This window comes from Burkholderia sp. RS01 (genome assembly GCF_039748055.1).
In the GTDB taxonomy this organism is placed as follows: domain Bacteria; phylum Actinomycetota; class Actinomycetes; order Actinomycetales; family Micrococcaceae; genus Arthrobacter.
On the sequence record NZ_JBDLAK010000002.1, the window covers coordinates 14,367 to 26,867 of the forward strand.

Below are 12,501 nucleotides of genomic sequence, written 5' to 3' on the forward strand. Positions count from 1 at the left end.
AAAAAATCTTTGGCCGCGGAAGTCGCCCGGAACGCCCCTCAACGCCGGGTACTCGGAATACTTGGTTGTACCCGCCACGGCCATGGTCCGTGTCATTGGATCACCCATTTCATGGTTATTTGGCGGTCCTCCGGGGGCGAGGATCGCCGTACCACCGCTGGAACTGCGGTAATACGAAACTAGCCCCGTGTTCTTGGGAAAAACTTGGTGTTTCTGCACCCCCAACGGGTGCCAAACCCCAAGTACTTAGGGTCGCGCCGGGGCGCCAAAGACAGGTGCTCGCACCAGGACGCAAAAGCATCCAAGTAGTCCCCTCAGCAAAAATCGAGTACTCGCTACTCGTGCCCCTACTTGGCCGAGTGACAAGTATGAGGACAAGCCATTCATGGGGAATGCAGTTCATGGGGATAGTAGGTGCACAAGATGGTTCAGACAGTTGCAGAGGACACTCGCTGGTCGGGTCGGGCACGCGAAGACGAGTACCCGCCGACTTTGGAGGGTGGGCAGTCAGCACGGCTGGCCATCAACATCCTGGGTCCGCTCCGGGTCCGCCGCGGCAACGCGGTCATCGGGTCCCATGAGCTGGGCGGTCCCAAACCCCGGCAGGTGCTCGAGATCCTGTTGCTCAAGCTGGGCACACCGGTCTCCAAGAACCACCTGATCGACGTCCTGTGGAACGGGCAGCCTCCGGCCGAGGCCCTGTCCACCCTCGAAAGCTACGTCAGCGTCCTCCGCCGCCACCTGCAGCCGGGCTCCGGCAAGGGCGGCGCGCTCCGCACGGTCACCGGCGGCTACATGATTGACCGCACCATGGTTGACCTTGACCTGGACCGGTTCGATGACCTCCTGAAGCAGGCCGGGCACGCCAACCCGGAGGAGTCCTTCCGGCTCTTGGAGAAGGCACTGGAGATCGCCTCGGTGCCGCTGCTCGGCGATGAGCTCCTGGCCGGCTGGGCGGAAGAGGAACGCGGACTGCACTCGGCCCGTGTTGCCAGCATCAAGGCCCGTGCCGCCGAAGCTGCCGTCACCGTGGGGCAGCCCGAACGCGCCGTGGCCCTGGCCAGCGAACTGCTGCTGGACGATCCCATCAACGAGCGGGCCTGGACCGCACTGGTCCTGGGTCTGGAGGAATCCGGCCAGTACATGGAAGCGCTGCGGGCCTACGGCCGCTGCCGCCGGGTCATGGACCAGGAGATCGGTTGCTTGCCGGGACGTGCCCTCCGCGATGCCCATGCCAGGCTGCTGCAGGCCACCGCCGCCAGCGAAGCCGACACTTCTGAGATGTCCGACGGCGACTCGCCGCTGCCGGCGCTGTCCGTGCAGAGCACCCGGGAAATCAGCATCCTGACCATCGACGACCACAGCACGTTCACCGAGCTGCTGACCGCCGCCCTGGACCGCGAGCCGGACCTCCGGAGCGTGGCCTCGGCCACCACCGCCAAGAGCGGCGTGGAGCAGAGCATGGCGCTCAAGCCCGACGTCGTCATCATGGACTACCACCTGCCCGACGGCGACGGCCTCACCGCCGCTGCCCGCATCCTGGCCGATGCACCGGACACCCGGATCGTGATGCTGACCGGCGACCCGACCCCGGAGGCGCTGCGGACCGCGGCATCGATGGGCATCTGCGCCTTCCTGCCCAAGGGCGGCTCGCTGTCCACGCTGCTGGATACGCTCCGGTATGCGCGGGCCGGGAACATGGTGGTCCACCCGTCCCTCGTGGCCCAGCTGGGCATGAGCACGCCAAAGCCGGCTCCGGCCGTTCGGACCATGGAACCGGGCGGACCCGTGCTGACGCCGCGCGAGCTCGATGTGCTTCGGCTGATGGCGGGCGGTCACGGCTCCAAGGAAGTGGCCAGCAAGCTGGACATCTCCCTTAACACCTGCCGCGGCTACGTGAAGGCAATCTTCGCCAAGCTGGGCACCCATTCGCAGCTGGAATCGGTAATGGAAGCGTCACGGCGCGGCATGCTTGAGCAGCCGTCCCATGGCTAGGCCGTCCCTTCGAAGGCCTGCCCTGTTCCATCCGTTTGAATCGCCGGCGTCCGAGAATTCCGAGGTCTTCAAGGCCGTCCGGCGGTTCCTGCTCATGGGCCTGGTTGCCCTCGTCATCGTCACCACTCCGGTGGCCTTCTGGATCTGGTCCGAGGCCGAAAGCCACGCCCTGCAGAACTCGAAGGACGCCACCGACCACCTGGCGAACAACGTCGTGGGGCCGCTGCTGGACGAGGAAGTCCTCTCGGGGAACCCGACGGCGGTGGAGCGCCTTGACGAACGTCTGCGTCCTTGGATGGGGGAAACCTCGGTTTTCGAGATCCGGCTGTGGGACAAGGACGGGCGCATTGTGTACTCGGACGACCCGAAGCTGATCGGCAAGAAGTTCGAACTTCCGCATGAGGCCACGGAGGTGCTGGCTGGAGGTCACGTGCCGGCCAACCTTGAGGTGCAGAAGGACGAGGTGAACACGCCCGATGCGGCCCAGCAGGAGCTGGTGGAGGTCTATGTGCCCGTCACCGCCCCGGACGGCAAGCGGCTGGTGTTCGAGGCCTACTATGACGACGACGGAGTCCGGGAAGAGCAGGCCTCGGTCCTGTTCGGCATGGCACCGCCGTTCCTCCTGGCCCTGGGCGTGCTGCAGCTGGCACAGCTTTTCCCGGCTGTACGGCTGGCCCGAAGGATTCAGGCGTACGAGGCGGCACGGAGCCGCCTGCTCCGCCGGGCCATCGAGGCCTCGGAGCTGGAGCGCCAGCGCATTGCCCGGGATCTTCACGATGAAGTGATCCAGGACCTTTCGGGCCTGTCCTACGTGCTGGAATCCGAGGAACGCCACGGCCCCGCGCCGCAGCGTGCGCTCTTCGCCGACGCCCGTAGGATCCTGCAGGACAACGTCCGCAGCCTCCGGGCGATGACCACCGAACTGTATCCGCCGGACCTCAACAGGCTGGGGCTCAGCCGGGCACTGGCGAGGCTGGGCGATCCGCTGGAGGAACGCGGCATCAGCCTCGAACTCGAGCTGCCGCCCAAGTGCGAGCTGGACAGGGACCGTGCCGCCCTGTTCTACCGCGTGGCACGGGAGGCCCTGGCCAATACGGCCAAGCATTCCAAGGCGGCCACAGCCCAGCTCCGGCTCACCCAGGACGGCAACCGCGCCGAAATCCGCATCCACGATGACGGCTGCGGTTTCGACCAGAGCCTCGGGTCGCCGGAAGGCCACTTCGGCCTGCGCATCATGCAGGACACTATCGGCGAGGCCGGCGGTACACTTCAGGTAATGTCCGCTCCCGGGCGAGGGACCACAGTGATCGCCCGATTCGGTGCAGAAATGGATGCTGTCCTGCGGGACGTGCCGCAGCCGGTGCCTTAGCGCCGGCCCATAAGCCGCCGACCTCTCCAATGGCGTGGGGGCCGGCGTAAAACCCGGCGTGGGGGCCGCACAGAAAGAGTTCCCTTGATGACCCCGAACGCATCCGAAGGGCCGGCCGGGCTGCAGCACACGCGGTTCGCGCGCGCTTACGCACGGGCCGTCGTCGGCATGAACCGCCGCGGAGGCACCGAGCACCGGCGCCGGCTGCTGTCCGGCCTGCGCGGGAGCGTCATCGAAATCGGTGCGGGGGAGGGGTCATCGTTCGGGCTGTACCCGGGAACCGTGACCGGCGTCCTGGCCATCGAGCCCAACGACTACCTGAGGACCCTGGCCCGGCGGCGGGCCGAATCGGCTCCCGTGCCTGTTGTCCTGGTGGCCGGAGTGGCGGAGCAGATCCCGGCTCCCGATGCGGGCGCGGATGCCGTGGTCACCAGCCTGGTCCTGTGCAGCGTCGCGGACCAGGCCAGGGTGCTGGCGGAAATCCGCCGGGTGCTGCGTCCGGGCGGAACGCTCGCCTACTACGAGCACGTCCGATCCGGGAACCCGGTCCTGGCCGCGGCCGAGGACCTGCTGACCCCGGCCTGGCAGCGGGTTGCGGGCGGCTGCCACCCCAACCGGGACACGCTGGAAGCTATCACCGCCGCCGGTTTCCGTGTCCTGGACAACGAGCGCTTCGGGTTTGGAGGCCATCCGCTGGCGCCGAGGGTTGCCCACATATTGGGCCACGCGACGAGCCCGGCCCGCTGAGGGCTGTGCGCCGTGAGGGCGGCTGCTCGTTGACGGCGGCCTGGGGGGCCTGCACCGGTTCCTTGGCTGGGCTGTCCAATAGCCGCATTGGCGCTGAGTGACCGTCCGGACCCACCGGTACAGTGACATCATGCCTGCCGCTTCGCCTTCCGGGGCCTCCAAGCTCCCGCAGTCCCAAGCTTCTCCGCTGCTGCCCCTAAGCGCGATGCCGCCGCTTGAGGCACTGCTCGACGGCGCCCGCGTGGTGGCGCTGCCCATGCGGGTGAAGTTCCGCGGCATCCTTGAGCGGGAAACGCTGCTGCTGCGCGGGCCCGTGGGCTGGGGCGAGTTCGGCGCCTTCCCCGAATACGGCGATGCCGAGGCCTCCCGCTGGCTCGCGTCGGCCATCGAAGCGGGCTGGCACGGCTTCCCTGAGCCGCTGCGGGCCAGCATCCCGGTGAATGCCACGGTGCCGGCCGTTCCAGCCGAGCGGGTGCCGGAAATCCTGGCCCGGTTCGGCCGCGTGGACGCGGTCAAGATCAAGGTTGCCGAACCCGGCCAGTCCCTCGACGACGACGCCGCCCGGGTTGCCGCCGTCCGGAACGAGCTGCCGGAGGCTGCCATCCGCGTGGATGCCAACGGGGGCTGGGACGTGCCGGCGGCGGTGGACGCCCTGACCCGGCTCGCCGCCGCCGGGCTGGAATACGCGGAGCAGCCCGTGCCGGACATCGAGGGCCTGGCGGAAGTCCGGCGCCGGCTCCGCGCGGACGGCGTGCCCGTGCTGATCGCCGCCGATGAAAGCGTGCGCAAGGAGGAGGATCCCCTGAAGGTGGCCCGCGCCGGCGCCGCCGACTTGATCGTGGTGAAGGTGGCACCGCTGGGGGGAGTGCGGCGCGCCCTGGAAATCGTGGCGCAGGCAGGGATGCCCGCCGTCGTGAGTTCCGCGCTGGATACCTCGGTGGGGATCCGCGCAGGGCTGGCGCTCGCAGCGGCGCTGCCGGAATTGCCTTACGCCTGCGGACTGGGGACGGTCTCGCTGCTCGCCGCGGACGTCACCACCGATTCACTCGTGGCCGACGACGGCGCCATCCGCCTTCGCGATGTGGCCGCCGACGACGGGCTGCTTGAGCAGTATGCCGCTGTTCCCGAACGGAGGAAATGGTGGCTCGCGCGGCTGGCCCGGGCCTACGCCGAGCTTGCGTGACGCCAGGTCCGGGCAGCATCGTTCGGGCCGGTGATGTTCACCAGCGCTTAACCAGAGTGTCCTCTCATCTTTGGTTAACGCTGACAGGGTGGGCGAGACCGCATCTCACCCCTAGGAGGGTAGGCGGGACCGCATCTCACACCTTGGAAGGTCTCTCTCCATGTCTGAAATCCCCGGACGCAAGTTTGCCCTGCTGCCCATGCTTGGCCACACCAAAGGCAAGCGCAGCCCTGTCACGTGCGCCCTCAAGTGCGACAACGCCTGCGCGGGCGACGTCTGCAACACCAGCTCCAACAGCTACTTCCGTGACATCGCCTCCACCACGCTGTCGCGCCGCGCCGCCCTGGGCTTCGGCGCCGCCGGCGCGCTCGCCGTCGTACTCGGCGGTGCCCTCAACTCCTCCGAAACCGCAGTGGCCGACGCCGGGTCCGGCCTTTCGCCCGCCGCGACCAAGGGCTACGGCGCAGGCGCCTCGAAGCTGCAGTTCACGGCCATCCCGTCCGTCGCATCCGACGTCGACGCCGTGACCGTGCCCGCCGGCTTCACCTGGCAGCCCGTCATCCGCTGGGGCGACCCCATCTTCAACGACGCCCCGGCGTTCGATCTCGCCCACCAGACGGCCGCGGCCCAGGAGCGCCAGTTCGGCTACAACAACGACTACTCGGACATCCTCGAGATCCCGGGCAGCAGGGGACGCCGTGCGGTCCTGTTCGCAAACCACGAGTACACCAACGAGAACATTATGTTCCCGGCCACCATGCCGGCCGCCGAGATGCGCGCCGTCGGTGCCGCAGCCCACGGCCTCACGGTTGTGGAGCTGGAGCGCAAGAACAAGAGCACGCCGTGGAGCCACGTCAAGGGCGCCCGCCTCAACCGCCGCTACCTGAACAGCACCCGCTACGAGCTGACCGGCCCCGTGGCGGGTTCCCCGCTGGTCAAGACCGCGGCCGATCCCGCAGGCCGCTGGATCATGGGCACGCTCGGCAACTGCTCCGGCGGCACCACCCCCTGGGGCACCATCCTCTCCGGCGAAGAGAACTTCAACGGCTATTTCGTGGCCCCGGGCACGTCCGCCTCGGACAAGCGCTACGGTCTCACCAACAAGCCCACGGGCCGCCAGTGGGAACTGGACGACCCGCGCTTTAACGCCAACAACCCCGGCTACGAGAACGAAACCAACCGCTTCGGCTGGATCGTGGAAGTCGACCCGTTCGATCCCACGTCCACGCCGAAGAAGCACTCCTCCCTGGGCCGATTCAAGCACGAGGGCGCCAACGTGATCCTGGCGAAGTCCGGGCACGTGGTGGCCTACATGGGCGACGACGAGCGCTTCGACTACCTCTACAAGTTCGTCTCCAAGGCCAAGTACCGCGAGGGCGACCGCAAGCACAACATGACGCTCCTCGCCGAGGGTGACCTGTACGTTGCCAAGTTCAGCGGCGACGCACCCGCCGCCGAGATCGACGGCACGGGCACGGTTCCGGCCGACGGTTCCTTCGACGGCAAGGGCGAATGGCTCCCCCTCGTCGTCGGCGGCAAGTCCATGGTTGCCGGCATGAGCGTCGAGGAAGTCCTTGTGTACACCCGCCTGGCCGCGGACAAGGTGGGCCCCACCAAGATGGACCGCTGCGAGGACGTCCAGCCGAGCCTGCGCTCCGGCAAGGTCTACGTGGCCTGCACCAACAACTCGGACCGCGGCAAGCCGGGCAAGGAAGGCGCCACGGAGGTCAACCCGCGCAACGAAAACCGCGACGGCCACATCGTGGAAATCACCGAGACCGGCGACCAGACCTCACGGAAGTTCACCTGGAACCTCCTGATGGTCTGCGGCGATCCGGCGCAGGGCGACGTCACCTACTTCTCCGGCTTCCCGGCAGGCCAGGTTTCGCCGATCTCCTGCCCGGACAACCTGGCGTTCGACTCCGTGGGCAACCTCTGGATCTCCACCGACGGCGCCCCCTCGGGCATCGGCCGTGCGGACGGCCTGTTCAAGGTGACGGTGGAGGGCGCAGAACGCGGCCGCGTCGAACAGTTCCTGGCCGTGCCGCGCGAAGCCGAAACCTGCGGCCCCATCGTCCACGACGACGAAGGCCACGTGTTCGTCTCCGTCCAGCACCCGGGCGAGGAAGGCACCTTCGCGGAGCCCCACTCGTACTTCCCGGACTACGTGCCGGCAGGTGCCGCGCCGAAGCCCGGCCAGGTCCGCGCCCCGCGCCCGGCCGTGATCCAGGTTTCCCGCATCGAGGCCTAGGGTTCCCGGTCTCTCCCACTTGCGGCGGGCTTTTTGGCTCGCCCTCCCGCACATCCTGCGGTTTCGTGCCCAACGCTCCTGCACTCAAGCTGCTTACGCCGCCGAGGTGCAGGAGCGTCGTGGGTTAAGCGGCAGGATGTGATGCAGGGTTTGGATGGTGGCAGACTGGTTCGGTGACTTCCGAGGACCAGACCGAGCCTTCCACCGCCGATCCCGCGCCAGCGCTGGGTACCGGTGACCCCGCCGCGCTGGCCGCCGCTGCCGTGAACCCCGCCGCAACGGTGAACCCAGCCGCAACCGTGAACCCCGCCGCAGGGCCGCAGCACACGCTGACCTCGCTGGGTGCGGCACGGGTCGCCGTCGCTGCAATGCTCGACGGCGGTGTCCGGTTCGTCGTGGTTGCCCCGGGCTCGCGTTCCGCGCCCATGGCGTACGCGCTGGCCGAGGCATCAGCGGCCGGGAAGGTGGAGCTGCTGGTCCGGATCGACGAGCGCTCGGCCGGCTTCACCGCCTTGGGTCTCGCGCTGGCCACCGGAGCACCGGTTGCCGTGCTGACCACGTCCGGGACCGCCGTCGGAAACCTCATGCCCGCAGTCATGGAAGCCAACCACGCGGCCGTGCCGCTCGTGGTGGTCTCCGCCGACCGGCCGGAGGAGCTCCGCGGAACCGGCGCCAACCAGACCACCGTCCAGCTGGACCTTTTCGGCGAGCACGTGCGTTTCGCCGTCGATGTGCCCGCCGGCGACAGCCCGCAGCGCGCCGTCGATACCGCCCTGGCAGCGGCCACGGGGGCCTTTGAGGACACGCCGCCAGGGCCCGTCCAGCTCAATCTCGCCTTCCGGGATCCGCTGGTTCCCGAGCCGGGGGAGCGGCTGCCGGAGCAGCACGGCCGCAGCACGTTCCGGATCGCCACCGAGCCGCTCACCATGGCGCTGACCCATGCCACGGCCGACCTCCCGGAGCTGCGCACCGTGGTGCTGGCCGGGCACGACGCCGGGCCCGTCGCCGAAGCCTTCGCCCGCGCCCACAGCCTGCCGCTGCTGGCCGAGCCGTCGTCCAACTCACGCTTCGGCCCGAACGCCGTGGGCCCCTACCGGCTGCTGCTCGAGCACTTCGGACCGGACTCGGTGCTGCCGATCGAGCGCGTCGTGGTCTTCGGACGCCCCACACTTTCGCGTCCCGTCTCGGCGCTGCTGGCCCGGACCGAGGTCCCCGCCGCCCTCTACGAACCCGTTCCGGTGGGCTGGTACGAGCCCGGGCGGCGCCGCGAAACGCCGATCGCCAGCCTGACCGAACTCGCCGAGTTCGCGGGGCGCGGCTCCTCGGCGTGGCTTGATGCGTGGCTGCTCGCCGGCGCCGCGGCCCAGCATGCCGTCGACGGGGTGCTCGCCTCCGCCGACGCCGCGACCGGACCGTCGGTGGGCGCCCTGGTGTGGCAGCATTCCCGCGGCCAGCTGGTCCTCGGTTCCTCCAACGGCATCCGTGACGTCGACCTCGCCGGCCAGCCCGTCCCGGAACCGGCCGCCACCGTCTTCGCCAACCGCGGCCTCGCCGGGATCGACGGCACCATCTCGACCGCCACGGGCATCGCGCTCGGCGGCCGCCAGGAAACCACCCTGCTCCTTGGCGACGTCACGTTCCTGCACGACGCCGGCGGCCTGCTCCTCGGCGCCGGCGAGGGAGAGCCGCAGCTCCGGATTGTGGTGCTCAACGACTCCGGCGGCGCCATCTTCAGCCTCCTGGAGCACGGCGCGGTGGCCGAGGCTGGCGGCTACGGAGACGCCGTCGAACGCCTCTTCGGCACCCCCCACTCAGTGGATATCGCGGCACTCGCCGCAGCGTACGGCGTCGGGCACTGCGCGGTCAGTACGACGGCGGGACTGGCCGAAGCGCTTGCCGCACCGTTCGCGGGCCGCACCATCATCGAGGTTCGCACGGACCGGCACGAGCTGCGGGCGCTGCACCGGCGGATCAAGGCCGCGATCAGCGCAGCCGTCGAGGGTGTGCTCGCGGAGTAGCTTTCCGCCTGGCGACGCAGAAAATACCCGGCGCTACGGGAATTCCATGGGCGCCGGGTAAGGTCCGCGTCGCGAAGCAGGAGGCGCGTCGCGGAGCAGGATGCGCGTCATCAGCGGGCGGCGGACGGATTTCCACATAGCCCTGATCTCCGCTGTTCGGCCCTGCCCAAAGCTGCGAATGTTCCATGCATGAGGGAACTGCCCATGACCGGCTTACCGCGGCTGATTCTTGCCCGTGACCACATCCAGCAGGGGCTGGCACCCAAGGACCTCGCGCGTCGCTCCAGCGCCGGTGCGCTGGTCAGGATTCGGCACGGCGTCTACGTGGATGGGGCAGCATGGCATGCCCTCAAACCCTGGGAGCAGTACCGGCTGCGGGTGAATGCGGCAGCGGAGACCTGCGGTGCGCCCACGGTGTTTGCCCGCCATTCCGCGGCCAGCGTCTGGGGCATTCCCACGGTCGGCCGGCAGGAAGTGCACGCCCTGACCCTCCAGAACGACGGCGGCCGGTCCCGTGCCGGTGTCCGACGGCACTACGCAGACCCGGCAGGCCTGACGGCGGTCCGGCGCGAGGGACTGCTGGTCACCGGACGGGTACGCACCGTCCTGGATCTGGCGGCGTTCACGACCTTTGCCGAGGCCATTGTGCCGCTGGACCACGTGCTCAGGCCGGACACGGCGAGGGGGTTACCGGCTTTGTCCAAGGAAACGCTTCTGGCCGGAGTAGAAGGAAACTACACGTCCGCGGCGGCCCGCAGGATCGCGGCGGCCGTTGACTTCGCGGACCCGCTCTCCGGCTCGGCGGGAGAGTCGTACGGCCGTGCCCTCATGCGCGTTGGCGGTTTTGAGCCGCCCGTCCTGCAGTACGAGGTCCGCGATGCCGACGGGCTCGTTGGCTACACGGACTATTACTGGGGCGGCGTGAGGGTCGCCGGCGAGTTCGACGGCGTCGACAAGTATGTGAAGCCGGAGTACCTCCAGGGCCGGAGCCCGTCTCAGGCCGTGGTCGATGAAAAGTACAGGGAGGACAGGATCCGGGCGACCGGACGTGCCGTGGTCCGGTGGATCTGGCCGGACCTGATGACCCCCGGGCGGCTGGAACGGAAGCTGGCGGCGGCCGGCGTGCCCCGCCGTCGTGCTCGGTCAGCCGGCTGATGCGCAAATTGCCCCATGACGCGCAAATGCCCCGGCGCTACCGGAATTCCAGTAGCGTCAGGGCATTTGCGCAGCGCCGGCCGAAAAGCGCAGCGCCAGGCGAAAACCTACTCCGAGATCTCGATGTGCGTCGGGTCGAGCACGCGCTTGAGGAACTCCTTGGTGCGGCCCTGGGTGGGGCTGCTGATGACACGTTCGGCCACGCCTTCCTCCACCACCACGCCGCCGTCCATGAACACCACGCGGTCCGCCACTTCGCGGGCGAAGCCCATCTCGTGCGTGACCACCAGCATGGTCATGCCTTCCTTGGCCAGGTTCCGCATGACGGAGAGGACGTCGCCCACCGTCTCCGGGTCCAGGGCCGAGGTCGGCTCGTCGAAGAGCATCAGTTCCGGGTCCATGCTCAGCGCCCGGGCGATGGCCACGCGCTGCTGCTGGCCGCCGGAGAGCTGGTCCGGGAAGCGGTCCGCGAGGTGCCCCAGGCCCACGCGGTCAAGGTTGGCCTGGGCCACTTTGTCCGCTTCGGCCTGGGAGCGCTTGAGCACCTTGGTCTGCGCGATGCTGCAGTTGCGCAGCGCGTTCAGGTGGGGGAACAGGTTGAACTGCTGGAACACCATGCCCACCTTGCGGCGCATCTTGTCGATGTCCACGTCCAGGTCCGTGGCCTCGAAGCCGCCCACGTGGATGGTGCCCTCGTTCGGCTGCTCCAGGAGGTTGACGCAGCGCAGCAGCGTGGACTTGCCCGAGCCGGACGGGCCGATCAGGCAGACAACCTCACCCGGGGCAACATCCAGGCTGATGCCCTTGAGGACCTCGTTGGAGCCGTAGGACTTGCGCAGGTCCTTGATGGAGACTCCGGCGGCATGGACGGGCCCGCTGTGGTTGCGGGAGGGAATTACGACGTCGTTCATGACTTCTCTGCCTATCGCTTGGTCCGCGCGGAGCGGCTTTCGAACTTCCGGGCCAGGAGGCTCAGCGGGATGGTGATCACCAGGTAGAACGCACCGGCCACCAGGAGTGGCGTGAGGCCCGCGCCCAGGCTGGAGATGCCGTCGCGGCCGAACTTGGTGAGCTCGTACTGCGAGGCGGTGAGGCCCAGCACGTAGATCAGCGAGGAGTCCTTGGTCAGCAGGATGACCTCGTTGGTCAGCGGCGGCAGCACGATCCGGAAGGCCTGCGGGATCACGATGGTGACCATGGCCCGCCACATCGGCATGCCAAGGGACCGCGCGGCTTCCATCTGTCCCTTGGGGACGGCCTGCAGGCCGGCGCGGAGGGTCTCTGCGATGTAGGCGGATGCAACCATGCCGAGGGACACCATCACCACAACGTTGACGTCCCAGGAGACACCAAAGGCCAGGGGGACGCCGTAGCCGAACGCAATGAACACCAGCAGCGCCGGGACGCCGCGGAAGAACTCGATGTAGCCGGTGGCGATCCAGCGGTACACGGGGAAAGTGGAAAGCTTCATCAGTGCCAGCAGGAGGCCGCCCGAAAGGCCGACGACAAACGCCAAGGCGGTGTAAATCAGGGTGTTCTTCAGGCCCACCACGATGATTCCGGGGAACATCGGGCCGATCTTGCCGAAGTTGAAGACGCTGTTGCCTACGGTCTTCCAGTCCGTGGCAAGAATCAGCGCGGCTATGGCCACGATGAAGATTCCGGCCTGGATGTACAGACTGACTTTGGCTCGTTGACGTGCGGTCATTGCCATGGTGTGCTCACATTCGTTTTGCGCAGTTGAGGCCCCGCACGGACCGCTAAGCAGATCCTGAACGGGGCC

The 12,501-nt window shown here is 68.3% G+C and carries 9 protein-coding genes; 7 read left to right on the forward strand and 2 right to left on the reverse strand.

The genetic code is table 11. The features are described 5' to 3' along the window. Positions 1-423 precede the first annotated feature (423 nt). The 7 genes from ABFP37_RS02045 (at position 424) to ABFP37_RS02075 (ending at position 10,718) form a co-directional block, all read left to right on the forward strand. Complete coding sequence (locus tag ABFP37_RS02045) at positions 424-1,995, forward strand: BTAD domain-containing putative transcriptional regulator (protein WP_078029797.1); 1,572 nt, start codon at positions 424-426, stop codon at positions 1,993-1,995. Further along, complete coding sequence (locus ABFP37_RS02050) at positions 1,988-3,364, forward strand: sensor histidine kinase (RefSeq protein ID WP_078029796.1); 1,377 nt, start codon at positions 1,988-1,990, stop codon at positions 3,362-3,364. The genes ABFP37_RS02045 and ABFP37_RS02050 overlap by 8 nt, the downstream gene beginning before the upstream one ends. Before the next feature lie 87 nt (positions 3,365-3,451). Beyond that, entirely contained in the window at positions 3,452-4,111 is a 660-nt protein-coding gene (locus ABFP37_RS02055) for a class I SAM-dependent methyltransferase (protein ID WP_078029795.1), read from the forward strand. A 130-nt stretch (positions 4,112-4,241) separates the two neighbouring features. Then, positions 4,242-5,294, forward strand: coding sequence for an o-succinylbenzoate synthase (locus ABFP37_RS02060; protein ID WP_347032585.1), 1,053 nt, complete (start codon positions 4,242-4,244; stop codon positions 5,292-5,294). 160 nt (positions 5,295-5,454) lie between these two features. Next, a complete protein-coding gene (locus ABFP37_RS02065) occupies positions 5,455-7,545 on the forward strand; it encodes a PhoX family phosphatase (protein WP_347032586.1) in 2,091 nt (696 codons plus the stop codon). 173 nt (positions 7,546-7,718) lie between these two features. After that, positions 7,719-9,563, forward strand: coding sequence for a 2-succinyl-5-enolpyruvyl-6-hydroxy-3-cyclohexene-1-carboxylic-acid synthase (gene menD, locus ABFP37_RS02070; RefSeq protein WP_347032587.1), 1,845 nt, complete (start codon positions 7,719-7,721; stop codon positions 9,561-9,563). A 204-nt stretch (positions 9,564-9,767) separates the two neighbouring features. Then, entirely contained in the window at positions 9,768-10,718 is a 951-nt protein-coding gene (locus tag ABFP37_RS02075) for a type IV toxin-antitoxin system AbiEi family antitoxin domain-containing protein (RefSeq protein WP_347032588.1), read from the forward strand. 107 nt (positions 10,719-10,825) lie between these two features. On the opposite strand, the gene ABFP37_RS02080 is transcribed toward ABFP37_RS02075, so the two are convergent. Both ABFP37_RS02080 and ABFP37_RS02085 read right to left on the reverse strand, forming a co-directional pair. Next, positions 10,826-11,629: an amino acid ABC transporter ATP-binding protein gene (locus ABFP37_RS02080; protein ID WP_347032589.1), complete on the reverse strand. Its 804-nt coding sequence runs from the start codon at positions 11,627-11,629 to the stop codon at positions 10,826-10,828. 11 nt (positions 11,630-11,640) lie between these two features. Continuing rightward, complete coding sequence (locus tag ABFP37_RS02085; RefSeq protein ID WP_347032590.1) at positions 11,641-12,426, reverse strand: amino acid ABC transporter permease; 786 nt, start codon at positions 12,424-12,426, stop codon at positions 11,641-11,643. Positions 12,427-12,501: the final 75 nt, after the last annotated feature.